General features: G+C 70.5%; 20 protein-coding genes and 1 pseudogene. 12 read left to right on the forward strand and 9 right to left on the reverse strand.

The window, feature by feature from the left end:
• The 3 genes from pspM to ACFQ4H_RS27410 all read left to right on the forward strand — a co-directional run.
• Window positions 1-452: phage shock envelope stress response protein PspM (gene pspM, locus ACFQ4H_RS27400; RefSeq protein ID WP_449289032.1), on the forward strand; the 452-nt coding region annotated here is incomplete at its 5' end.
• 239 nt (window positions 453-691) lie between these two features.
• A complete protein-coding gene (locus tag ACFQ4H_RS27405) occupies window positions 692-2,197 on the forward strand; it encodes an MFS transporter (protein ID WP_377576073.1) in 1,506 nt (501 codons plus the stop codon).
• 53 nt (window positions 2,198-2,250) lie between these two features.
• Window positions 2,251-2,874, forward strand: a complete 624-nt coding sequence (locus tag ACFQ4H_RS27410) for a TetR/AcrR family transcriptional regulator (RefSeq protein ID WP_377576076.1) — start codon at window positions 2,251-2,253, stop codon at window positions 2,872-2,874.
• 193 nt (window positions 2,875-3,067) lie between these two features.
• On the opposite strand, the gene ACFQ4H_RS27415 is transcribed toward ACFQ4H_RS27410, so the two are convergent.
• From ACFQ4H_RS27415 to ACFQ4H_RS27430, 4 genes are all read right to left on the reverse strand, one after another.
• Window positions 3,068-6,673: a hypothetical protein gene (locus ACFQ4H_RS27415; protein WP_377576079.1), complete on the reverse strand. Its 3,606-nt coding sequence runs from the start codon at window positions 6,671-6,673 to the stop codon at window positions 3,068-3,070.
• Between the two features lie 149 nt (window positions 6,674-6,822).
• The gene (locus tag ACFQ4H_RS27420) at window positions 6,823-7,296 is read right to left on the reverse strand and encodes a type II toxin-antitoxin system PemK/MazF family toxin (protein ID WP_377576160.1); all 474 of its coding nucleotides are present in this window, start codon (window positions 7,294-7,296) and stop codon (window positions 6,823-6,825) included.
• A gap of 31 nt (window positions 7,297-7,327) precedes the next feature.
• Window positions 7,328-8,125 (reverse strand): zinc finger domain-containing protein, encoded by a 798-nt coding sequence (locus ACFQ4H_RS27425; protein WP_377576082.1) that lies wholly within the window; start codon window positions 8,123-8,125, stop codon window positions 7,328-7,330.
• A gap of 117 nt (window positions 8,126-8,242) precedes the next feature.
• Complete coding sequence (locus ACFQ4H_RS27430) at window positions 8,243-8,488, reverse strand: CPCC family cysteine-rich protein (RefSeq protein ID WP_377576084.1); 246 nt, start codon at window positions 8,486-8,488, stop codon at window positions 8,243-8,245.
• A 287-nt stretch (window positions 8,489-8,775) separates the two neighbouring features.
• Here ACFQ4H_RS27430 and ACFQ4H_RS27435 point away from each other — a divergent pair.
• Window positions 8,776-8,853: pseudogene (locus ACFQ4H_RS27435) on the forward strand (XRE family transcriptional regulator); the annotation flags it as partial.
• Between the two features lie 55 nt (window positions 8,854-8,908).
• On the opposite strand, the gene ACFQ4H_RS27440 reads toward ACFQ4H_RS27435, so the two are convergent.
• Entirely contained in the window at window positions 8,909-10,081 is a 1,173-nt protein-coding gene (locus tag ACFQ4H_RS27440; RefSeq protein ID WP_377576087.1) for a threonine aldolase family protein, read from the reverse strand.
• A 635-nt stretch (window positions 10,082-10,716) separates the two neighbouring features.
• Here ACFQ4H_RS27440 and ACFQ4H_RS27445 point away from each other — a divergent pair.
• From ACFQ4H_RS27445 to ACFQ4H_RS27460, 4 genes are all read left to right on the forward strand, one after another.
• A complete protein-coding gene (locus ACFQ4H_RS27445) occupies window positions 10,717-11,196 on the forward strand; it encodes a GNAT family N-acetyltransferase (protein ID WP_377576163.1) in 480 nt (159 codons plus the stop codon).
• A gap of 115 nt (window positions 11,197-11,311) precedes the next feature.
• Window positions 11,312-11,773, forward strand: coding sequence for a hypothetical protein (locus ACFQ4H_RS27450; RefSeq protein WP_377576089.1), 462 nt, complete (start codon window positions 11,312-11,314; stop codon window positions 11,771-11,773).
• On the forward strand, window positions 11,760-12,323 hold the full coding sequence (locus tag ACFQ4H_RS27455; protein WP_377576092.1) for a DUF3995 domain-containing protein: 564 nt from the start codon (window positions 11,760-11,762) through the stop codon (window positions 12,321-12,323). Before ACFQ4H_RS27450 ends, ACFQ4H_RS27455 begins: the two co-directional genes overlap by 14 nt.
• A gap of 52 nt (window positions 12,324-12,375) precedes the next feature.
• Window positions 12,376-13,071, forward strand: a complete 696-nt coding sequence (locus ACFQ4H_RS27460; RefSeq protein WP_377576094.1) for an alpha/beta fold hydrolase — start codon at window positions 12,376-12,378, stop codon at window positions 13,069-13,071.
• A 53-nt stretch (window positions 13,072-13,124) separates the two neighbouring features.
• Here ACFQ4H_RS27460 and ACFQ4H_RS27465 read toward each other — a convergent pair whose 3' ends face one another.
• Genes ACFQ4H_RS27465 through ACFQ4H_RS27475 form a run of 3 tightly spaced genes read right to left on the reverse strand, consistent with a single transcriptional unit; the run spans window position 13,125 to window position 15,028 of the window.
• Window positions 13,125-14,186, reverse strand: coding sequence for an alpha/beta hydrolase (locus ACFQ4H_RS27465; RefSeq protein ID WP_377576097.1), 1,062 nt, complete (start codon window positions 14,184-14,186; stop codon window positions 13,125-13,127).
• A 6-nt stretch (window positions 14,187-14,192) separates the two neighbouring features.
• Entirely contained in the window at window positions 14,193-14,651 is a 459-nt protein-coding gene (locus ACFQ4H_RS27470; RefSeq protein WP_377576099.1) for a hypothetical protein, read from the reverse strand.
• Entirely contained in the window at window positions 14,648-15,028 is a 381-nt protein-coding gene (locus tag ACFQ4H_RS27475) for a DUF6069 family protein (protein ID WP_377576102.1), read from the reverse strand. The genes ACFQ4H_RS27470 and ACFQ4H_RS27475 overlap by 4 nt, the downstream gene beginning before the upstream one ends.
• Window positions 15,029-15,159: 131 nt before the next feature.
• On the opposite strand from ACFQ4H_RS27475, the gene ACFQ4H_RS27480 reads away from it, so the two are divergent.
• Both ACFQ4H_RS27480 and ACFQ4H_RS27485 read left to right on the forward strand, forming a co-directional pair.
• Window positions 15,160-16,311: a sensor histidine kinase gene (locus tag ACFQ4H_RS27480; RefSeq protein ID WP_377576105.1), complete on the forward strand. Its 1,152-nt coding sequence runs from the start codon at window positions 15,160-15,162 to the stop codon at window positions 16,309-16,311.
• Window positions 16,308-16,958, forward strand: a complete 651-nt coding sequence (locus ACFQ4H_RS27485) for a response regulator (protein WP_377576108.1) — start codon at window positions 16,308-16,310, stop codon at window positions 16,956-16,958. The genes ACFQ4H_RS27480 and ACFQ4H_RS27485 overlap by 4 nt, the downstream gene beginning before the upstream one ends.
• 33 nt (window positions 16,959-16,991) lie before the next feature.
• Here the strand turns inward: ACFQ4H_RS27485 and ACFQ4H_RS27490 are convergent, their stop codons facing one another.
• Window positions 16,992-21,611 (reverse strand): ATP-dependent helicase, encoded by a 4,620-nt coding sequence (locus tag ACFQ4H_RS27490; RefSeq protein ID WP_377576111.1) that lies wholly within the window; start codon window positions 21,609-21,611, stop codon window positions 16,992-16,994.
• A gap of 113 nt (window positions 21,612-21,724) precedes the next feature.
• Here ACFQ4H_RS27490 and ACFQ4H_RS27495 point away from each other — a divergent pair, with 113 nt between their 5' ends.
• A complete protein-coding gene (locus ACFQ4H_RS27495; RefSeq protein WP_377576113.1) occupies window positions 21,725-22,066 on the forward strand; it encodes a hypothetical protein in 342 nt (113 codons plus the stop codon).
• A 253-nt stretch (window positions 22,067-22,319) separates the two neighbouring features.
• A complete protein-coding gene (locus ACFQ4H_RS27500) occupies window positions 22,320-22,718 on the forward strand; it encodes a hypothetical protein (RefSeq protein WP_377576115.1) in 399 nt (132 codons plus the stop codon).
• Window positions 22,719-22,781: the final 63 nt, after the last annotated feature.

Raw genomic sequence — 22,781 nt, forward strand, 5'->3', positions numbered from 1 at the left:
GACGGGCCCGGATGGCGGTACGCGGCTCGGCGGCAGCCGCTCCCTGGGCCCGGCTCGATCGGGCCTCGCTGACCCTGGCCGGGTTCGCCGACCAGCTCACCGGTCCGGCCGACCCGGCCGTGCTGGAAGCCGCCGTGGCCGAGCGCTCGCTGCGTGACCTGGCGGCCCGGGTGGCGAGCGTGGAGAAGGCGTTACGGTTCGCCCCGGACGACTCCCGTCCGGCGCTGGAGACGGCACATCGCTCGCTGACCGAGCACCTGACCGGGGGAGTCGCGGCGTACGAGCAGCTGGTCGCGGTGGCGGCCAGCTATCTGGCCGACGACGGCCGGATCGGCGGCGGCGAGCATTCCACGGTGTCGCAGCTCAACGAGGCGACCGAGTTGCTGCACGGGGTGGCCGCCAGTCTGGCCGACCTGCGTTCGCTGGGTGATCCGAAGCGACTTCAGCACTGACTCCCGTCGCCGACCCGACCGGTGCCGCCGTGTGGGTGCGGCCCCCGCCGGTGGGGAGCAGCGACCGTAGCCGGGTGTCCGTCATGACGTCCCGGTCGACGATGCCCTGATCCGGCTCACCCGGGAGTCGGTTCGGGTGCCGTCGGTCGCCACTCACCGTGGCACTGCCGATCGACAACCGAAGACGAGGATCGCTACTCGTTGGAAACTGTACGGACTGGTCGGTATAGTTTTTGAGCATGGGGAAGCGCGCAACCGAGGATGCCCGGGTCTTGTCGGCGGGGCGTCGGTGGTCGGCATTGGCTGTGCTGGTGGGGGCGGTGCTACTGCTGGCAATCGATGGCACCGTGCTGTACCTGGCGGTGCCGTCGCTGATACGTGATCTGTCACCCACTGCGACGCAGATTCTGTGGATCGGTGACGTCTACTCGTTGGCGTTGGCGGGCTTGCTGGTCACCATGGGCACGCTGGCCGACCGGATCGGCCGGAAGCGGCTTCTCCTGATCGGGACCACGGCGTTCGGGCTGGCGTCGCTGGCGGCGGCGTTCTCGGTCAGCCCAGGGATGTTGATCGCTGCTCGGCTGTTGCTGGGGGTGGCGGGGGCGACGATCATGCCGTCGACGCTCTCGATCATCCGGAACATGTTCACCGATGCGCGCCAGCGCACTCGGGCGATCGCAGTCTGGTCGGCGGCCTCGGGCGGGGGAATCGCGCTCGGTCCGTTGGTGGGCGGTGCGTTGCTGGAGACGTTCTGGTGGGGATCGGTGTTCCTGATCAACGTGCCGATCATGGTCGTACTCCTGGTTGCGGGCATCATTCTGCTTCCCGAGTCCCGGGACCCCAACCCAGGCCGGTTCGACGTGCTCTCGGCCGCCCTGTCGATGGCCGCGATCGTGCCGCTCGTGTACATGGTCAAACACACGGTCGGCAGTGGAATCGACGCCGTGACCCTCGCCTGCCTCGCCGTCGGGCTGGCCATGGGGCTGCTCTTCGTGCGCCGGCAACGACGGTTGACCTCGCCGCTGATCGATGTGGACCTGTTCCGTAACCCCGCGTTCAGCGGTGCCGTGCTGGCGAACTTTTTTGCGATCTTCGCGCTGACCGGTCTGCTGTTCTTCTTCTCCCAGTACCTCCAGCTTGCCCGCGGGTTCAGCCCGCTGGCGGCGGGCCTGGCCGAGATGCCCGCGACGCTTGCCTCCATCGTCGTCGTCGGTCTCGTCGGAGTCGCACTCGCCCGGCTCGGCCGTGGTCCGGCGATCGCCGTCGGGCTGGGTACCACCGCCGTCGGACTGCTTCTGGTCACGGTCGCCGAGGGCGCTGAAGGCTATCTCTGGCTGGGGCTCGCGTTGGTGCCGGTCGGGCTCGGTGTCGGCCTGGCGATGACGCTCACCACCGACGCGGTGGTCTCCGCCGTGCCCCCGCGCAAGGCCGGCTCCGCCTCGGCGATCTCCGAGACCGCGTACGAACTTGGCGTCGCGCTCGGAATCGCCGTCCTCGGATCGGTTGTGACGTTCGCCTACCGGTCCTTCATCGCCGTACCCGAGGGTCTGCCGGAGAACGTGCGGACCAACGTCGAGGACTCCTTCGCCTCTGCGTTGAGCGTGCTCGAGCCCGGCTCGGATCTCGCACACGCCGCGCAGGAGGCGTTCATCAGCGCGATGCAGATCGCCTCCGTTGCCGCTGCGATCATCACCGGCATCGGCGCACTCGTCGCATGGCGTACCATCCCGCCGACACGGGACTGACCACACACCTGCCAGGAGAGCCACGGTGGCGGGGGGAGAACGGAGGAACAGCGGTGAGCCGCAAGGCCGGACGATCACCCAGCGAGACCCGTCGGCTCCTGCTCGACGCGGCCGGGACGATGATCCGAACCCGTGGTGTCTCGGCGACGCTGGACGACATCGCCCAGCGGGCCGGCGTGTCCAAGGGCGGGCTCATCTATCACTTCGCCAGCAAGGACGACCTGATCCGGGCGCTGGCCGACGATCTGCTGCAGACATTCCGGGACGCGGTCGAGGCCGCCTGCGACCCGGCCGACACGGCTCCGGGCCGACTCGCCCGCGCCTATGTGCGCGCCTGCCTCGACACCGGCCAGGATGAGCGCGTGCTTCGGGAGAGCATCGCCCTGCTCGCCCAACTGATCACGATTCCGGCCGTCGCCGAGCTGGCGCGCGCGGACGCCGAGCGCTGGGACCGGGAACTACAGGCCGACGGCCTCCCCGAGGATGTCCTCGCGCTCGTCGTCTCCGCCGCCGACGGTGCCAGCAACGCGTCGCTCTGGGGCGGTGCCACCGTAGCCGCGAAGCTGCGACGACTCGAACAGCAACTCATCCAACTCACCCTCGACCACACCCTCTGGAGCCACCTGCGCCTGACCAGCAACCCCGATGTGCCCGGCGGATCGGGTGGGTTCGACTGAGCTGGCGCCCCGTCCGGGCGGCCACGGGCGGCGATACCTGAAGGTGTACGTCCCGCTGCGACTACGTACCGGGTGACGCCCACCTACGGCCGGGCCGGAACCCACTGACCGGGACGTCACAGCACACCGTCCGCGATCAACGGTTCGCGGCCCGACCGTACCCGGGTTCGGTCGCGCTGCCACGATCGGCGGGTCAGTGCGGAGTGGTCACCGACACCGGTTCGGTGAACGCGGACAGGCCGGCCGCGTTGAAGGCCCGTACCCGGTAGTAGTAGGTCGTGTTCCGGGTCAGACCGGTGTTGCTGAAACAGCGGCCCGATCCGGCGACGGTGAAGGTGGCCAACGCCGTACTGAACGCCGGATCGGCGGCCCGTTGGACGGTGCAGCCGGTGAGCGGGGCGGATCCCCCCTCGGACCAGTGCAGGTCGACCCGGGCGGTGTCCAGGCCGGCCGTAACGGCGGTCGCGGTCAGTTGCACCGGCACCGCCGGCGGGCCGGGCGTCGTGCTGGTGGACACGTTGGACCACGGGGAGACCGCACCCAGGTAGCTGGTACGCACCCGGTGGTAGTAGGTCGTGTTCGTGGCCACCGTGTTGTCCAGGTAGCTGCCGGTCACCGGGATGGACCTGGTGACCAGGCCCGCGCTGAACGTCGGGTTGGTGGCCCGCTGCACGTCGATGCTGGTGGCGAAGGACCGGTTGGTCCAGGTGAGAGTGGTCCGCAGCGGCGCGGCCGGTGGAACCGTCGCGGTCAGACCGGTGGGTGCCAACAGCCGGATCACCGTCGAGGTGACGCTGGACCAGGCGGAGTAGCTGACCGCGTTCTCCGCCCGGATGCGGTAGTAGTACGTCGTCCCCGGGGTCACGGTGCAGTCGGTGTGCGAACTGGCCCCGGCGGGCACGTTGAGGTCGACCACGTCGGTGGTGAAGCCGGCGTCGGTGGCGCGTTGGATCAGGTTGATGGTCGCGGCCGGCCGGGTGAAGTTGTTGGTCCAGACCAGGCCGATGGCGGGCAGCGCGGTAGCTGATCCGGGAGTGGCGGTGGCGGTCAGGCCGGTGGGTGCGGCCGGTGACACCCGCAGCACCATGGGCCGTGCCATGTCCGCGTCCGCGTGACCGAGCTGTTGGCCGTTCCAGGCGTACGCCCAGCCGAAGTTGGTCTCCCGGTTCGTGACCAGCGCCGGCTCACCGGTGAGCGGGTTGGCCTGGACGAACCCGTGGGTGGTGCCGATGCCCCGGCTGGGGTCGGGCAGCCGGACACTGTCGGGCAGCTTGAAGGGCAGCGGATCGGGCAGCGTCGGACGCATCGCCACGATCGTGTCCTCCTGTGGGTTCATCCGTACGGTGTCCTTCCAGCCCAGTTCGTTGGGGTCCGGCGGTCGGATCACCCCGTCCCGGCCGACCCGGTTGACGAGCTGGACGTTGACGTAGTGGAAGTGGACGAACTCGGTCGCCACCCCGTGATGGGTGACCTTCCAGAGTTGGGTGCCGTCGTTGGCCGACCCGACCGGTGTGCTCGGATCGGAGGCGAACAGGGTCTCGCTCGGCGGGTCGGCGTAGGTCAGTGGGATGGTCGTCTGGACCAGTGCACCGGCGTTGGGTAGCTCGACACCGAGCCGGGCGGCCATCCGGCCGTACGCGGGTTCGAACTCCTCGGTGATCGCCTTCGGGGCCAACGGCAGGGTCACCGGTTCACCGCCGCCGGTCGGGGAGAAGGTGATCGTGGTGTCCTGGACCGGCACATAGGTGTTGCGGGCGGTGGTGGTCCGCAGGGCGGGGTCGTACGCCTGCTGCGGCACGATAGGTGCCGGCTGACTGGCGGCGTACGCCCGGGGCAGCCGGTCCTGAAGCGTGGCCAGGTCGAACGGGGCGGCCGGGGTGCCGACCACCTGGAACTGGAGCAGCGTCCGGGTGTTCGGCCCGTAACCGCGCTGGCTGGTCGGTGCGCCGCCGAACGGGGTCTGGTCCGGTGCGGCGGTGTGGTAGTCGTAGCGAGCGTCGAACGCGGGAATCGGTGCCGGGCAGTCGTTGTAGAGGATGATCTTCGAGCCGGGCGGTGCGGACGAGAAGTCGACGATCACATCGGCGCGTTCGCCGGGCCCGAGCAGCAGCGTGTACGCGGACGCGTTCAGGGTGGTGGCGCGGCGGTTGTGGGCGTAGCTGACCGGTTGGTTGGGCAGTACCACCGGGGCGGGGAGCAGGCCCCCGTCGTTGCCGATCTGGATCATCTCCGGTCCCGAGGCGTTCGGGTCGGGGACCCCACCGGTACGGCCGTCGGTGGGCCAGCTGTCCGGGAATCCCGGCGTCGGCGCGGCCTCGACCATCGGCACCTCACCGGCGTCGCCGTCGTGCAGCGAGCCGTCCGGGTTCCACATCGACGCGTTGGAGGCCGCGTAGTAGAGCTGGAGGTTGAGGGCACGGTCGGTGCAGGCATTCAGGATCCGGAACCGGTACGCCTTCGGTCGGATCCGCAGGTACGGATAGGCGCAGCCGTTCACCAGCGGGGTGTCCAGGTACGCCTCGGGCACGATGGACGGATTCGGGGTGCCCGGCGCGACCGGCGGTTGCCAGGGTGCGGCGACCGGATCGTGGTGCGGGTTGGGCACCGGACCGTGCAGGGTGCCGGTGGACGGCGGCCAGAACCATGGCGCATAGTCCCAGCGGCCCATCCGGTTCGACCCGGACTCGTTGTAGGGGTTCTGGTTGGGCATGTAGACGTGCGGGAACCACAGGCTGCTGCGGGCTCCCCAGTGGGTCCGGTCCCAGGTCGGGTCCTGCGCGGCCAACTGGTCGTCGTCCGGTACGAAGGTCTTGTCCTCGATGACCAGCGGAATCTGTTCGACCGGCAGCACCCCGTCGGCCACCAGTTCCTCCTCCACCGGATCGTCGAGCAGGTAGAGGCTGTGCTGGCCGGAGTAGACGGTCAGCCGGCTGAGTCCCGAGGTGTTGTCCCGCAGCCACAGCAACCGGCCGCTCTGCTGGTTCGGATAGAACAGCGTGACCGCTCCGGCGTTCGGGTTCGGCATGTCCGGCACGTTGGCCAGGCCCGCCCCGGTGGGGTACGAGGTCAGCTGCCCGGCCGGGGTGACCCACTGGTCCGGTGTCCCGTCGCTGATCCACGGGTTCGCGCCGCCGTGCAGGTGCAGCACCGCCCGATTCTGCGGGTACGTCTCCGACCCGCCCAGTGGCCCGGCTCCCGCCCCGGCGACGGTGGAGTCGACCGGCAGGAACAGTTGACCGGCCACCCCGGTCGGCAACTGGTTGATGAACTTGATCCGTACCGGCCGGTTCCGGTGCGCCATGATCACCGGGCCGAGGTGGTGGACCCGCCCCGGCGGTGCGATCGTGTTGTGTCCGTTGCCGTCGGTCCCGTTGTTGAGCTGGCGGTACCCGCGTAGCCGGGTCATCTGGAGATCCCGGTGCAGCTGCTGGGTGTACTGCTGCACCCCGATCTCGTAGTAGTCACATCCGGGGTAGGTGATGGTGTCCGGCACCGCGACCGGCAGGTAGTTGCCCAGTTCGTTCTGGTGGACGGGTCCGAGGCCGGGCAGTGAATCGACGAACTTCCGGATGCCGGTGCCGGGAAGCACCTTGCCGGCCGGGTCCAGGTCCGGCAACGGGCTGTTCGCATAGTTCGGCACGAACCCGAAGTAGTCCGGCGGGGCGGAGGGGTCCAGGGCCGCCAGCGGGGTCGTCGTCCGTTCCGTCGCGGTGCGGGCCGACGGCACCACCGGCAGGTTCGGGGCGGTCGTGCTCTGGGGTGAGCGGGAAAACCGGATGGCCGCGAGCTTCTTGAACATCGCCGTGCTCCTCCCCGGACGACGGCTCGACGGCTCACGAACCTCGGCCGGAGCGGTCGAATCCATCAGATAACCATGCTGACGATCCGTAAGTGGTTAACTGCTGGAAGCGACCGATGGATACGGGGAAGGGCTGAGCGGATGCGGGGTCAGGACCAGCCGTAGCCGGCCCGCAACGCCTGGCCGACCCGGTCGAAGCGGGCCCGGTCCAGCACCGCCCCCTCGCGTCGGATGCTGTCCTCCCGCATGGTGAGGACCCGGTCGAGTCGTACCCAGCTCGGCCGCTTGTCGCGGTCCCAGTCGCCGGGGCCGAGCGCCAGCCAGTGCCGTTGACCGTCCCGATCGCTCTGACTGGACAGCATGAGCCCGAACAGGGTCCGGCTCTCCCGGCCGACGACCAGCACGGGTCGGTCCTTGCCCTGGCGGGGATCGTCCTCGTACGACACCCAGGTCCACACGATCTCGCCCGGATCGGCCTGCCCGTCCAGTTCCGGGGCGTAGGTCAACTGTCGGCGTCGCAGTGCCCCGACCTGACGTCGCCGGGCAACCTGGGCCGGGATGGGACCCGGACCCTGTGCTACCGAGGTGCCACCCCTGGCCACCCGGACGATCCTTGCTGCCATACCACGGAAAAGACTCGCCACGGCGGGCAGCTTATGCCTCCGGGGCAAGTTGACAGGTGGGGCACCAGTAGGTGAGACGGTCGCCCTGTCGGGCGGCACGGATCGGCGTACCGCAGCGACGGCAGGGGCGACCCTGGCGGCCGTACACATAGCTGGTCTCGCCGGGCCGGGTCGAACCGGTGGTGCTCTGACTCCATCGGCCACGATTGGCCGACAGCAGTCGCTGGGCGAGGGTGACCAGGCCGGGTAGGTCCGGCACGTCGCGGACCGGGGTCCAGGGTGGGACCCGACGCAGGAACAGGACCTCGCTCTTGTACAGGTTGCCGATGCCGGCCAGGTTGGCCTGGTCGAGCAGGGCATCGGCGATGTCGGTCGTCGGATGGGCCGCGAGTCGGCGTACCGCCTCGTCCGGGTCCCAGTCCGCGCCGAGCAGGTCGGGGCCGAGGTGCCCGAGCAGCGTCCGTTCCTCGGCGGTCGGTACGAGGGCGACCTCGTGCAGGTGGTAGCCGACGGCCACCGTGCCGGAGGTCCGCAGTACCACCCGGATCAGGTGCGCGGGACCGCCGGTCCACCGCTGCCCGGGAGCGTACGTCCGCCAGGCGCCGTCCATGCGCAGATGCGAGTGCAGGGTCAACCGGCGCTGGTCGTCGGGGGCGGCCAGGCGCAACAGTAGATGCTTGCCCCGGCTGGCCGACTCCAGCACGGTCCATCCCGACAGGTCGACGGTGGCCAGTCGGGGTATCCGGAAGTCCGATCCGGTCAGCAGGGCGCCGGCCAGCGCGCGGTGGAGCACCTGGGCGGTGTTCCAGACGGTGTCACCTTCGGGCACCGGCCCATCCTCCCCGGCACACCGTCGGTTGCGTGGCGCAACCGACGGGTCGGCGGTATCCGGGTGTGTCGCCCGCACCTGGGGGAAGGGCGGGAACTGGTCGGGACAGTTGGTCCGTCAGGGCGCTTCGTCGGGCCGCGGCGGGCGGACCATGTCCTGGTAGCGGGGGTGGCTGGCCCCGTAGATGGCGAAGTTGAGTCGGGCGTGGGAAAGGGTCAGGTCGCCGTTGGGGCCGTCTTGCACGATGTCGGCCTCGGCGTCGCGCCGGCCGTCGTCCGTCCAGAAACAGACGGGACAGGTTTCGCAGCCGGTTCGGTAGCCACAGCAGGGGCAGGCATCGACGTCAATCGAATGCTTGGTCACCTGGTAAGCATTTCACAGCGAAGGGTTAGCCGGTATCGGGCATCCGAGGTCCCGCCGCCGGTCAGCTTACGCAGCCGTCCGGCCGTCGGCGACCCCGACGAGGGCCGGCGGTAGTGCCTCTTCAGCCGCTCCGAAGTGGCCATTCGGATCAGAGCGCGCCCGGTGACGAGCCGGGGCGCGCCAGGGTCGGCCGGTCGGGCGTTTGCCGTGCGGGTGACGCGGAGAACATCACCAGCCTTTGGCGTTCGGGTGCTCACGATGTGGTTGACCAGCGGGCCGAACGCTCGTCGCGACCCTGGGTGGAGATTGAACGCGAGGCGGCTGCGCTGCGCTCATTCGAGTCGTCAGTTGTCCCCGGTCTGCTGTAGACCGAGGACTATGCGCGGGTTCGTCGACTATCACTGTCGCATGCACTGGATGTCAGCAGTCGAGGGCGCGGCTGAGGAAGCGTTCACCGATCTCGGTGATGTCCTCGGTGGTCCACTCGAGAGCGTGTGTGGCGACGGTGATCTCGGTCATCGCCATACCCGGTACCGCTGTTTCCTGCCAGCCGGCGACAAACCACACCTTCTCCTCCTCGGCGAGTGCCAGCGCAGCGTCGTTGAGCGCCTGCGCCGGGTGAGGCAGCCAGAGACGGAATCGATGGGTGTGCGGAGGTTCTGGATACACCCGCGCGCCGGGTAGCGCGGTGAGTGCCGCAGCGACTGTCCGCGCGTGCCGCACGTAGTCGGGGATGCGTGGCAGCTCCGTGTCGAGGCCGGCGAGTGCGGTCAGAGCGGCTGGCCACTGCTGGAACACCTCGCCGCCGTAGCGGTGCCGCCAGATGCGGGCGTAGGAGGCGAGCTCTGTGGTGCCCGCGAGCGCCGCACCGCTGATACCGCCGATCGTCTTGTAGAACGATACGTAGGTGCTGTCGGCGAGGTCGGCGATCTCGCTGAGGGTGTGCGCCAGGTGTGGGGTGGATTCCCAAATCCGGGCACCGTCGAAATGTACGCGTGCGCCGATGGCGCGCGCTGCGGCGGACGCGGCGGCGAGCTCGTCCCAGCAGGGGAGGACGAAGCCGGCGTCGCGCAGCGGAAGTTCCATGACGACGGTGCTCACGGGTTCGGCGAGCGCGGTGATCTCTTCGGCGGTGGGGTTGCGGGGCGCGGTGGTCGGCCAGGTACTACGCAGGCCGCTCAGGTGGGCGTAGGCATGCCGTTCGTCCACCTCCAAGTGGCCGAGCGGGTGTAGAGCGACCGTCGGGTGGCCGGTGCGGTCAGCGCCATAGCGCAGCGCGACCTGCTGGGCCATCGTTCCGGTGGGGAAGAAGACTGCGGCCTCGGTTCCCAGTAGGTCTGCCACGCGTTCTTCGAGCGTGGTCACCGGGCCGTCGCCGTAGAAGTCGGGCTGACCATCCAGATCACCACCTGCGTTCATGTCCGCGAGCCGGTCCCTCATGGTCGTGGGCCGGATACCGGAAAGGATTCGGTCGCAGGCGCGCAGCGCGGCAAGCCGACGCTGCCTTGTGTTGTGGGACATCGGCGGATCGTCGCATGTCAGCGCAATAGGGACCAAGCGGCTTTGCGGAGGCAGGCGATCAGCGTCGCGCATTCAAGTTGCCACCGAGCGGTCGCTACGGCGACCCTTTCTGCGTAATCGAGGACGCCGGCGACCGGGTACGGGGCTCAGCGAACGAGCGGCCCCAATCGGAGCCGGCCTGGCTGGACAACACCGGCGTAGGGCCCGAAGCAGGCTGCACGACCTAGCCCGGCCGCAGGGATGCGGTAGTGCCGGGCCAGGTCGCTCAGCACCGAGAGGTCGGCCGGCAGCTCGGCCTGGGAAAGTCGGGCGCTCTTGAGTGGGTAACGCCGGAGCGCGACAACTGTCTGCATGACGATCATGTTGCCGTACCGCGGTAGGCGCCCGGAGACGGCGACATCCGCTTATTCGCTGGCCGTACCCTGCGGATCATCCAGGATGCGCGGGCTGCGGAGGCGTGCCCACCTACGTGCGCAGCTCGCGTATCCAGCGCAACGACCTCGTGGTCCTCGATCCGGAGCCCGGGATATACGGCATCGGCTGGGACTGGGTGACACCGTTCGCCCAGGTGCCTGACGCACTCCGGAAAACCGGTGGTGATGTCGGGGGTGTCGGCAGATCATGCGTGCGTGACGCATTACACCCCTGAGTCGGATGCCCAGACCGAGCCGAGGACGCTCCGGTTCGTCGAACTGTCCAGCGTGACGATGACCGCCCTGCTGGCCGGTGACCTCGCCGCCGCCAGCGCCGAAGCCGCCGTCGCGCTCACCGACTACTTCGTGACCGACGACGCCCGGTGGCTGTGGCGGATCCGGGTCGACCAGTTGGCCACCGATCCCGACAGCGCCCGCTGGATCGTCCGGGCGGTGGTCACCGAACCGGAGGGGGTGGTCGTCGGACATGCCGGGTTCCATGGGCCACCGGACGGGGCGGGCATGGTGGAGGTCGCCTACTCGGTGGACCCGGTCCATCGGCGTCAGGGCTACGCCCGGGCCATGCTCGCCGCGCTGCTCCGCCGGGCTGCGACCGAACCCGAGGTACGAACCGTACGGGCGTCGATCAGCCCCGACAACGTCGCCTCCCTCGCCACCATCGCCGGGTTCGGCTTCGTCAAGGTCGGGGAGCAGTGGGACGAGGAGGACGGCCTGGAGATCATCTTCGAGCGCCCCGCAGACGGGCGACGGTAGCCCGCCAGGGCCGAGGCGTTGGCGGCTTCGGCCCTTCGGCGAGTCCCTCCCACGGGGGAGCTGGTTCCCCCGCGCTCGGGAGTGTTCTGCGGATTACCGTGACTACGTTCAAGCCATGGGTGATGCCGATTCTCAGCGGCGGTGGCCGGCGTACGCGCTGGCAGTGCTGTTCCTCAGTTACGCCGCCGGTAAGGCCGTCTTCGCACTACAGGCGAGGCTCGGGTTGCCGAGCGGGCCGGTCGTGCCGGCTGCCGAGCACGAACGCTATGCCCGGGAAGTCATGGACGTCGCCACCGCACAGTGGAGCGCGAGCGCCTCAGGGGTGTTGGGTGCCGGCCTCGCCCTCGCCACGGTCACGGCGCTGGCGCGCAGGGTGCCGAGGCCACTCATGCTGCTGATGCTGACCGGGATGGCGCTGGCCGCCGGGGCCGGTGCGGTGGTCATGATCGTGGACGGGTTCGTCGGCATCGGCGTGGGTTGGCAGTGGTACCACGGCGTCCTTGGCTGCGTCGTCATTGGTCTGCTCGTGGCAGTGATCCGGTCATACGTGATGGCGACGAGACATGCCAAGGGTTGACCGGTCGTACGCGGCGGCGTACGGGGCGGCAGTGTGCGCCGCCGCGTACGGCTCGATGAAGCTCGCGCAGGCGCTGGGGGCCGGTGCGCTGGCCGACAAGGACCCGCTGCCCCCGGGGCTACGCGAACGGCTGCTGGCGCGCGATCCGTTGTTCGTGGCCAGCCACTGGGTGCTGGCGGGTGCCGCCCTGGTCGCTGTCGTCGTTGCCTTGGTCAGTCTCCGCCGCAGGTTGGCACCGGTGCCGCGCCGGCTGTTGCTGGCGATCGCCTGGACGCTCGGGGTCTTCATGATCGCCCGGTCGGCCGGTGTGCTCGGGTTCGGTTTCGTCGGTGACGTGTTACTGCTGACCGGGGTCCGTCCACCCCCGGTCGAGCACGCCGCACTGGCCCGCGACCTGGCGCAGTGGGATCTGCTGCTGTGGTCACCGTTCTTTCTGCTCTGGGGGGTGTGCTGGACCATGGTGGGCCGGCGGTTGCGCCGAGGAGCAGCGAATGGAGCCGGGAACAGTCGACAGGCCACTCGGCGATTCCAGGGAAGCGGTACGAGGTAGAACGGAGTCGAGCCCCGACCTTCTTGTCGGACCGGTGGGCTAGGTTGCTGCAATGGCGGAATTCGTACTGGTCGCCGGCGCGTGGCTCGGATCGTGGGCCTGGGACGAGGTGGCCGCCCAGTTACGGGCGGCCGGTCACGGCGCACACCCGGTGACGCTGTCCGGTCTTGCCGACAGGCAGGGCGTACCGGCCGGTCAGCAGACCCACGTCCAGGACATCGTCGACGAGGTCGAGCACAACGACCTTCGGGACGTCGTCCTGGTCGGCCACAGTTACTCCGGCATTCCGGTGGGGCAGGCCGCCGAACGGATCGGTGACCGCCTGGCCCGGGTGGTCTTCGTCGACTCCGAGGTCCCGACCGGCGGGGAGTCGTTCGCCTCCGGTTTCTGGCAGGGCCCGGCGGCGCTGGCAGCCTCGATCGCCGAGCACGGCGGATTCTGGATGCCGCTGACCGCCGCCGACTGCGACGGTCAGGGGCTCACCGGCCAGCAGATCGCGCGGCTCGTGGGCAGCTCGACCCCACATCCGGGAGCGACGCTGACCGAGCCGGCCGTGCTGACCCGTCCGCTCGGTGAGCTGCCCGCGACGTACGTCAAGTGCCTGCTGGACGGACCCGAGCCGAATCCGACCGTGGCCGGGCTGCTGACCAGCGAGCGCTGGCAGTTGGTGAAGATGGACACCGGCCACTGGCCGATGTTCTCCCAGCCGCAGGAGCTGGCCCGGATCCTGCTTGCCGCTGCCGCCTGACGTGTCCACCGGCGCTGCGACAGGGGTCGTACCGTCACCGGAGCACGGACCGGCTATCTCGTGGTGAGGACCTTGCCGAGGAATGCCCGGGTGCCTTCGGTGACGGCCCGGGAGCGCAGGGAATGGTAGATGTCGAAGGTGTGTCCGGCGTCGGGTAGTTCGGCGTAGACGACGGGGTTGGGCGAACGTGTGCGCAGGTGTGCGGCGAACCGGCGGGCCTGCTCGACCGGGATGAGCACGTCGTGTGTGCCGTGGATGATCAGAAACGGTGGCGTGTCGGGCGGAACGGTCGTCGTGGCGAGATCGCCGTAGCCGGCGTAGAGCATGACGACGGCCTTGATGGCGGGCTCCGGGCTGGTGAGGGTGGCCCGCGCTGCGAGGTAGGCGCCGGCCGAACCACCAGCGAGGACGATCGTTTCCGGATCGCCACCGTAACGGTGTGCCTCCCCGTGCACCCAGTTGATGATCTTTCTGACGTCGTCCAGTTGGTCGAGGCGGCTGGCGGCCGGGCTGAGCCGGTAGTTGGCACTGATGCACAGCCAACCGGACCGGGCGAGGTGGTAGATCAGCGGCAGGGACTCCTGGTTCTTGCGACCGCCGACAAACCCGCCACCGTGCAGGTGGACGAAGACCGGCCGGCTGCTGCCCCGGGCGCGGTGGCGGTAGAGGTCGAGGGTGTTGAGCTCGGCGTCGCCGTAGCGGAGGTTCGGAGTTCGCCGTACGTCGAAGCGGCGGCGCAGGAACGGCCACAGCAGCGTGGGCAGCACCGAGACACGTATCCGGGGGTGGGCGGGTAGCGGCCCCGACTGCTCGGCCAACGCCTGCCGGATGACGCGGCCGGTCGGCAGGGCCCGGACAGCGAGGACGGTGAGCCCGCCGAGTGTCACGAGGCTGATCGCGAACGCAAGCCAGCCGATCGTGGTGTTCAGGTCGCCTTGCGCACCCGCCAGTGCGGTGGAGCCGATCAGCCAGTAGGCGGCGAGGAACGGAAGCTCGTTGACGAACCCGAGGTAGAAGAAGGCAGTCGTGAGTGGCCGTGGTGGGCGACGTACCGCCATCACCGCCAGGACCCACACTCCCATGAAGACGGTCGAAACCAGGTATCCCCAGGGCATCACGCGTCACCCGACCGGGCCGTGGCCGGCGCCCGTGACGATCGCCGCGATGATCAGGGATCGCTGTCGGTTGCGGGTCATCAGGGCGAAGACTGCGGTGATCACGACGAGGTCGAGGTCGGGCCAGTCGCCGGTGACGTCGACGCGGACCGGACGCCTGGCGACGGCCGGGATCTGCAGTCGGATGCGTCGGCCGTCGCGCGTCAGTTCGCCGCCCCGGTGTCCGGGACACCAGCGGACCGGCCCACCGGGACCGGGCACATGCGACTGCTGTGGATGCAGCCGTACGGCCGCGCTGCTGCCCGCGTACGTGGTGACACCGATACGGTGACGGTCGGTCGGCGCCACGGTCCAGACCCGGTCGCCGATACGGATCTCGCCGCGCCGCCACAGCCACCCTGTCTGCAACGTTGCTGCACCGAAGGTGTACGAACCCGATCGGCGCTGTACGAAGAGCGTGCTCATCGGCTGCTCCAGCGCATCCCGCCGATGACCGTGGCACCGACGACCAGGTGCAGCAGCGCCAGTCCCACCTTGGCACCGACGGTGACCCCGGCGGCCGGCCCGGCCAGCATCGACAGCAGCGCCACCGCGACGGCGACCACCGTCCAGACGGTGCGGGCCCGGGCGGTGAGCCGTTCGAGCAGCGCCAGCGACACCCATCCGGCAGCAGCGGAGACGGCCGTGGCGATCAGTACCGCCGGCAGCGTGATGTGTTGGACGGCGGTGCCGGTACGGGCAGCCAGGTCGATGCCGGCCATCGAGTGCAGGACCGTGAAACCGGCGGCGGCTACCACCATCGCGGCAGCCGAGGCGGTGAGGCGAACCATCGTTCTCGTCATGGTTGCAGCGTGGCGTCCGAGCCGGTCCACCCGCATCGGCCGGCGTACGTCGCGGTCTCCTCCCGGGCGGGCCGGCAACACCTTCTTTGGTAGGTGGTGGGTCCGCCCGGCGGACCGGTAGCCTGCTGACCGTGAACGCCGTGACCTGGATGGATGTCCGGTCGAGGGCCGCCGCGACGGCCATATCGGTGGCAGTGATCGGCGTCCTCGTGGGACTGATGGTGTGGGTGACGACCCGCTCGGAGTCGTCCGCGCTCGTCGGGCTCGACCTGGTGGCCGCCGTCTCGTCCCTGGCGACGACCGCGTGGATCGTGCGGCAGCCGGCGACGGGCGGTGTCGTGGCGGGCCTTCTGGCGGCGGTGTCCCCGGTGGCCACGCCGGTTGCGAGCTTCGCGACCCTGCAAACTGCACGGGTACGGCCGTTCCGGCTGGCGGCGTTGGTCGCCGTGGCCAGCGTGGCGGGGCAGGCGGTGCAGGGGCTCTGGCGTCCGCCGTCCGGCCTGTCCTACGGGTGGTGGCTGCTGTTGACGTCGTTGGCGTACGCGGCGCTGCTGGGCTGGGGCACCTGGGCGCAGGCCCGGCGCAACCTGCTGGAGGCCCTACGCGAACGCGCGCGTCGGGCCGAGCAGGAACAGCAGCGCCGGGTGGCCGAAGCCCGGCAGGCCGAACGCAACCGGATCGCCCGCGAGATGCACGACGTACTTGCCCACCGGCTGTCCCTGCTGGCCGCGTACGCCGGGGCGATCGAGTACCGCCCCGACTCCCCACCGCAACGGCTCACCGCAGCCGCTGCCGTCATCCGCGACAGCGCACACCAGGCGCTCGAAGAACTCCGTGAGGTGATCACGCTCCTGCGCCGCGACGACAATGACGATGCCGACGTCGACGCCCCGGCGATGCAGACGCTCGCTGACGTGGCCCGGCTGATCGAGGAGGCGCGAGCGGCCGGTCAGCCCGTCCAGGTCGACGACGACCTTCCCACGACCGACGCACCGCCCCAGGTCGGCGGCACCGCGTACCGGATCGTGCAGGAGTCGCTCACCAACGCGCGCAAGCATGCCCCGGGACAGGTGGTGGATCTCACGCTTGCCGGTGCCCCCGGCTCGCGCCTGACCATCCTCGTACGCAATCGGACCGTGGCCGACGGCCCGATTGCACCCGGAGCCGGAACCGGGCTGATTGGCCTGGCCGAACGGGTGGAACTCGCCGGTGGTGAAGTGACGCACGAGATCGACGCCTCCGGCGAGTTCCGGTTGTCCGCCTGGCTACCGTGGCCGGCATGACACCGATCCGCGTGCTGATCGTCGATGACGACCCGCTCGTCCGGGGCGCGCTCACCATGATGCTCGACGGCGCGGACGGGATCGTGGTCGTCGGCGAGGCGGCCGACGGCACGCAGGCGCTGGCCGCGGTCGACCGGCACTCGCCGGACGTGGTGCTCATGGACATCCGGATGCCCGGCATGAGCGGCATAGCGGCGACCGAACGGATCCGCCGTCGCGCACGCCCACCCGAGGTCATCGTGTTGACCACGTTCGACACCGACGATCACATCATCCGGGCTCTGCGCGCAGGTGCCAGCGGGTTCCTCCTGAAGGACACCCCGCCGGCCCGGATCGCCCAGGCGGTCCGGACCGCGTCGGTCGGTGAGCCGATCCTGTCCCCGGCCGTGACCCGCCGACTCATGCAGCACGTCGTCTCCGGTACCACCGCCTACGAGCGGGCACGAGCCACGCTCGCCGTCCTCACCCCACGTGAACGCGACGTCGTCGTCGCCATCGCCCAGGGCCGCTCCAACGCCGACATCGCCACCGAACTGGCGATGAGTCTCACCACGGTCAAGGCGCACGTCTCACACATCCTGACCAAGCTCGACCTGACCAACCGTACGCAGATCGCCCTCCTCGCCCACGACGCCGGCCTGATCTGACGGCCCGGGAAAGGAACGCGGCGGGTGACGACGTCATCCGCGTAGGCGCAGGCCCCGTGGGGTGGCACGGAAGCCGGCGGCGGTCAACGCGGCATGCAGTGGTGTCGACCGGTGCACCGCCTCACCGTCGGCCCGCTCGACCGACACCGTCCCGAGCGCCCCGGAACGCACCGCGTCGGCCAGCGCCCGGGCCGAGCCGGCCAGCAGACGCTCGTCGTCCACGAACGACAGGAGGGTACGGCCACCGCGTTCGACGTACAGGCTGAGTTCGCCGTCGACGAGTACGACCAGCGCGCCCGCCTTGCGACCGGCCCGGTGCCCGCCCGCGGGGACCTCGACGCCGTCACCGGAATCGACCACCCGCTCTGGCCAGGGCAGGGCTGCGCCGTACGGGTTGGCCGGATCGGTGGCCGCCAGGACCAGGGCCAGACCGGCCCGCTGCCCGGACCCGTCCGAGCCGTCGCCGGGGCCGACCCCGTACGAGCGGTCGGCACGGGGCCCGTCGGCCAGTGCGCGGAGCCGGTCCACGGCACCGGGCAGCGCGAACTGGGCGGCACCGAGCCCCTCGACGAAGTAGCCCCGTCGGGCCGCCCCCCGTTCCTCAAGCGCCCCGAGCACGGGATAGACGGCGGCGAACCCGCCGACCACCCCCTCTGAGGTGACCGCGCCCCGGGTGAGGACGCCGTGCCGTTCGAGTAGTGCGTCGGCCAGGGCGGCACCGCGCCGAGTCGGGTCGGTGTCCCGCTCGGGCAGCAGCGACCAGCGTCCGGCGACGGTCGGCGGCCCGGTACGGCTGGGCAGCGCCACCCGGCCGGGCCGCCGGTAGCGGGTGCGGGGGGTGGCCGGCCGGGACCGGTGTGCGCCCCCGCCACCGAGCGCCGCCCGTAACGCAGCGAGGGTGTCGTTGGTCAGGCGACCCGCCCAGACCAGGTCCCATACGGCGGCGACGAGAGCGTCGTCGTCGGTGGAACCGATCCGGTCGGACAGGGACCGGAAGAAGAGTGCCTGCCCGTCGGCGAGCGCTTCCAGTACCGACTCGTGCAGCGGCGTCAGGGCCAGCCCGTCGTCCGGCGGGGGCAGCAGCAGCGGCGCGGCGTCGGCGTACGCCAGGGTGATCCAGCCGTCGCCCTTGCCGATCGAGCCGGAGCCGGCCCAGACCACCTCGCCGCTGGCGCACAGTTCGTCGAGATAGGCGGGGGAGTAGTCGGCGACCCGGGCGGGCAGGACCAGCCGCTCCAGCGCGGAGGCGGGTACGGCCACCCCCTGCAACTGTTCGACCGCGGCGGCGACCCCCTCGACTCCCCGGGCCGCGGCACCGACCTGCTGCCAGCGGGGCAGGAAGGTGGCCAGTGCCCGGGGCGGCACCGGTTCGATCTCGCGCCGCAGCGCGGCCAGCGACCGGCGACGCAGCAGGCGCAGCACCTCGGCGTCGCACCACTGCGCGCCGGCCCAGTCCGCGGTGAACTCGCCGGAGACCACCCGCCCGGTGGCGGCCAGCCGCCGCAGTGCCTGCTCGACGACGAAGACGCCGAGTCCGAACCGTGCCGCACAGGCGGCGGCGGAGAACGGCCCGTGTGTACGGGCGTACCGGGCGACCAGGTCGCCGAGCGGGTCGGCCACCGGATCGAGGTACGCCTGGGGGACGCCGACCGGTAGCGCCACCCCGAGCGCGTCGCGCAGTCGGCCGGCGTCCTCGATGCCGATCCAGCGCTGTTCTCCGGCGATGCGTACCGGCAGGATCCGCCGGGCGTCGGTCAGCTCGGTCAGCCACCGGGGCTGGACGCCGCGCTCGGCCAGCTCGGCGTCGGAGAGGTCACCGAGCAGCCGGAAGAGTTCGGCGGTGTCCTCGGCGTCACGGGGACGGCGGTCGTCAGTCAACCAGCGCAGCCGGCGCTCGGTCTCGGCCAGCACCGTCGGGTCGAGCAGTTCCCGCAGGTCCACCCGGCCGAGAAGTTCACCGAGCAGGGTCGGATCCAGGGCCAGTGCGGCGGCCCGGCGCTCGGCCAGCGGGGCGTCGCCTTCGTAGAGGAACGCGCCGACGTAGTTGAAGAGCAGCGACCGGGCGAACGGTGACGGCTGTACGGTCTCCACCTCGACCAGCCGGATCCGGCGGTTGGCCAGCTCACGCATCAGCGCCACCAGCCCGGGCACGTCGAAGATGTCCTGTAGGCATTCGCGGGCGGCTTCGAGGGTGATCGGGAAGTCGGGATACTCCCGTGCGATGTCGAGTAGTTGGGCGGCGCGCTGGCGCTGCTGCCACAGCGGCTGACGGCGGCGCGGGTCGCGGCGGGGCAGCAGCAGTGCCCGCGCGGCGCACTCCCGGAACCGGGACGCGAACATGGCCGAGCCGCCCACCGCCTCCTCGACCAACTGGGCGATCTCGTCGGGGTCGAACGTGACCAGTTCCGCGCCGGGGGGCTCGTCGGCGGTGTCGGGCAGCCGGATGATGATGCCGTCGTCGCTGGGCGTGACCTGTGCGTCCACCCCGTAGCGCTCGGCCAGGCGACGGCCGATGGCCAGCGCCCACGGACCGTTGAGCCGGGCACCGAGGACGCAGTGGACGGCCAACCGCCAGTCGCCCAGCTCGTCCCGGAACCGCTCGACGAGCACCGTACGGTCGTCCGGGAGCGACCGGGTCGCGGCCCGCTGCTCACGCAGGTAGGCAACCAGGTTGCCGGCTGCCCAGTCGTCGAGCCCGCCGGTGCGCAGGGTGGTGGTGGCGGTCTCGTCGTCCTGGCGGGCCAGGGACCTGAGCCGGGCGCCGATGGCCCGGCCCAGCTCGACCGGGCGGCCGGGCTGGTCGCCCTTCCAGAACGGCATCCGGGCGGCCTGCCCGGGTGCGGGGGAGACCAGCACCCGGTCCGGGGTGATGTCCTCGATCCGCCACGAGGAGGAACCGAGGAGGAAGACGTCACCGACCCGTGACTCGTAGACCATCTCCTCGTCGAGTTCGCCGACCCGGGCGGCCCGTTCCGCGCCGGCCAGGAAGACGCCGAAGAGGCCCCGGTCGGGGATGGTCCCGCCGCTGGTGACGGCCAGCCGCTGCGCGCCGGGACGGCCGGTGAGCAGGTTGGTGGAGCGGTCCCAGACCAGCCGGGGCCGCAGTTCGGCGAAGGCGGTGGAGGGGTAGCGGCCGGAGAGCATGTCCAGCACCGCGTGCAGGGCCGATTCGGGCAGTTCGGTGAAGGGTGCGGCCCGACGGACCAGTGCGGCGAGGTCGTCGAGCTGCCACTGGTCCAGCGAGACCATCGCGACGATCTGTTGAGCCAGCACGTCGAGGGGGTTGCGTGGGTAGTGCAGTTCCTCGATCGCGCCCTCGGTCATCCGACCGGCGACGACCGCACAGGAGATGAGGTCACCCCGGTGCTTGGGGAAGACGACACCCCGGGAGACCGCGCCGACCTGGTGGCCGGCCCGGCCCACCCGTTGCAGGCCGGCGGCGACGCTCGGTGGCGCCTCGATCTGTACGACCAGGTCGACGGCGCCCATGTCGATGCCCAGTTCCAGGCTGGAGGTGGCCACCACGGCGGGGAGCTGCCCGGACTTGAGCGCCTCCTCGATGTGTTTGCGTTCCTCCCGGGAGACGCTGCCATGGTGGGCGCGGGCGATCACCGGGGCGGCACCGCCGGCCGTACCGGACTGGGCCATGAGTTCGGCCGGCGGTCGGGCCGGGGGCGGCACCAGGTTGCCGGCGTGTTCGGCGGCGAGTTCGTTGAGCCGGGCGCAGAGCCGTTCCGAGCTGCGCCGGGAGTTGGTGAAGACGATGGTCGACCGGTGGGCCCGGACCAGGTCGAAGACCCGTTCCTCGACGGCGGGCCAGATCGAGGCCCGACGTGGTCGGCCCAGCTCGTCGGCCGGTTCGGCCGGCTCGTCGAGTTGGGTCATGTCCTCGACCGGCACCTGGACGCTGACCTCGATGGTCTTCCCGATGCTCGGCGCGACGATCTCGACGGGATGGCTGCCACCGAGGAAGTGGGCGGTGGCGTCCAGCGGCCGTACGGTGGCGGACAGCCCGATGCGCTGGGCTGGTCGCGGTAGCAGCGCGTCCAGACGTTCCAGGGAGAGCGCCAGGTGTGCCCCGCGTTTGGTCCCCGCGACGGCATGCACCTCGTCGAGGATCACCGTCTCCACCCCGCGCAGCGCGTCCCGAGCGGCTGAGGTGAGCAGCAGGAACAACGATTCGGGTGTGGTGATCAGGATGTCCGGCGGGGTACGGGCGAAGGCCCGACGTTCGTCGGCCGGGGTGTCCCCGGTGCGCATTCCGACGGTGATCTCCGGCGGCTGGATGCCCAGGCGGGTGGCGGCCTGGCGGATGCCCGTCAGGGGTGTCCGCAGGTTGCGCTCGACGTCGACCGCGAGGGCCTTCAACGGGCTGACGTAGAGCACCCGGCAGCGTTGCTGCCGGTCGTCGGGTGGGGATTCGCGGGCCAGCCGGTCCAGGGACCACAGGAAGGCGGCGAGGGTCTTTCCGGATCCGGTCGGCGCGACGACGAGCGCGTTGCGGCCGGCGCTGATCGCCCGCCACGCGTCGGCCTGGGCGGTGGTGGGCGCGACGAAGGAGGCAGCGAACCACTCCCGGGTCGCCGCCCCGAACTCCGTCAGCACGTCGGTCACGCGTCCTATCCTGCCTCGCCGCTGGGACAAGATCGACATCTGGGCGTTATGTCCGATGTGTAGCTTTAAGTCTTACTTAACTGCTTGCTAGCGCCGCGCGACGTAAAGTAATTTCTTTCGCAGTGTCGGGTCGCTACGGGAGGGAGGACCGGATGACCGTCGTCGAGCGGGACATTCCACGTGGTACGGACGTCCTTATCCGCAAGGTGGACAGCCATCTGGCGGCGGTACGCCCCGGACTGCGTGGCGCCGATCTCGAACTTGCCGAGCACCTCGCCGCCAGTCTGCGTGAACTGGTCGCGGTGACCACCGCTGCCAGTGCTGCCGACCGCGCCCGCGTCCGGGCCGCGGTGCACTACTTCGTCCTGCGTCGGGAGAACCGCGACCAGATCCTCCCGGTGGGCTCGCTGGCGGCGGCGCAGCGGGTCATCAACAAGATCGTCGTACAGTTGGGGCGTCCCGACCTGATGGTGCAGCCACGGCCGCAGCGGTGAGTCGCCAGCCGCAGCGGTGAGTCGCCAGCCGGAGCGGTGAGTCACCAGCCTGGTCGGCGAGTGACGGGTCGGACCGGTGCGCCCTCGCCGGATCCGGCAGGACCGCCCTGCATCCGATGATCGCCGGCGGCCCGGGACGCGGTCGGAGCGGTTCTACGTCACGTCGACCGTCGTCATTCTGCGAAGATCGACAGGAGTAACGACCGGCTTGACCGGTTACACTTTCCGTCGACGAGCGTAGGCGGGAGGCGAGATGGACGGAGGGCAACTGACCCAGCTGATCGCCGCTCGGTTGATCGCAGCAGCCCTCTACTTCGTCGTCTCGATCACTTCGGTCCTCGGGGCCGGCATCGCCGCCGCGCCCGCCGGAGCCATCGCCACCGGCCCCGCCTCCATCGGTGCCGCCCTCTTCCACCAGGCCCCCTCCGTCGGTCGGGGCGAGCAGAGGGCTGCCCCGGGCCCGACCACCGCCCGGGACCAGTTGGTCGAGGAATGGCGCGAGCCCGTGACCGGGCAACTGCTGGCCGTGGCCCGACCGTTCGTAACCTGGCCCACACCGACGGAAGCGGTGTCCGAGCCGGTCGCCCACCGGGAGTCGACAGCCCCTTCACGCGTCGTCCCGGGTAATCCCAGCCGCGCGCCACCCGCCTGACCCCCGGTCGACCGCGCCCCGCGCCCGGTCGCCCCGTCATCTGGCTGGTCAGCCTCACCAATC

The organism is Micromonospora sonneratiae (genome assembly GCF_042679305.1).
GTDB lineage: Bacteria > Actinomycetota > Actinomycetes > Mycobacteriales > Micromonosporaceae > Micromonospora_H > Micromonospora_H sonneratiae.

Bases quoted from the DNA above. Each gene is read 5' to 3' on its own strand.
- ACFQ4H_RS27405 (WP_377576073.1), top strand. From the start codon at position 692: ATGGGGAAGCGCGCAACCGAGGATGCCCGGGTCTTGTCGGCGGGGCGT.
- ACFQ4H_RS27415 (WP_377576079.1), bottom strand. From the start codon at position 6,673: ATGTTCAAGAAGCTCGCGGCCATCCGGTTTTCCCGCTCACCCCAGAGC.
- ACFQ4H_RS27420 (WP_377576160.1), bottom strand. From the start codon at position 7,296: ATGGCAGCAAGGATCGTCCGGGTGGCCAGGGGTGGCACCTCGGTAGCA.
- ACFQ4H_RS27440 (WP_377576087.1), bottom strand. From the start codon at position 10,081: ATGCGCGACGCTGATCGCCTGCCTCCGCAAAGCCGCTTGGTCCCTATT.
- ACFQ4H_RS27445 (WP_377576163.1), top strand. From the start codon at position 10,717: ATGACCGCCCTGCTGGCCGGTGACCTCGCCGCCGCCAGCGCCGAAGCC.
- ACFQ4H_RS27450 (WP_377576089.1), top strand. From the start codon at position 11,312: ATGGGTGATGCCGATTCTCAGCGGCGGTGGCCGGCGTACGCGCTGGCA.
- ACFQ4H_RS27455 (WP_377576092.1), top strand. From the start codon at position 11,760: ATGCCAAGGGTTGACCGGTCGTACGCGGCGGCGTACGGGGCGGCAGTG.
- ACFQ4H_RS27460 (WP_377576094.1), top strand. From the start codon at position 12,376: ATGGCGGAATTCGTACTGGTCGCCGGCGCGTGGCTCGGATCGTGGGCC.
- ACFQ4H_RS27465 (WP_377576097.1), bottom strand. From the start codon at position 14,186: ATGCCCTGGGGATACCTGGTTTCGACCGTCTTCATGGGAGTGTGGGTC.
- ACFQ4H_RS27470 (WP_377576099.1), bottom strand. From the start codon at position 14,651: ATGAGCACGCTCTTCGTACAGCGCCGATCGGGTTCGTACACCTTCGGT.
- ACFQ4H_RS27475 (WP_377576102.1), bottom strand. From the start codon at position 15,028: ATGACGAGAACGATGGTTCGCCTCACCGCCTCGGCTGCCGCGATGGTG.
- ACFQ4H_RS27485 (WP_377576108.1), top strand. From the start codon at position 16,308: ATGACACCGATCCGCGTGCTGATCGTCGATGACGACCCGCTCGTCCGG.
- ACFQ4H_RS27490 (WP_377576111.1), bottom strand. From the start codon at position 21,611: ATGTCGATCTTGTCCCAGCGGCGAGGCAGGATAGGACGCGTGACCGAC.
- ACFQ4H_RS27495 (WP_377576113.1), top strand. From the start codon at position 21,725: ATGACCGTCGTCGAGCGGGACATTCCACGTGGTACGGACGTCCTTATC.
- ACFQ4H_RS27500 (WP_377576115.1), top strand. From the start codon at position 22,320: ATGGACGGAGGGCAACTGACCCAGCTGATCGCCGCTCGGTTGATCGCA.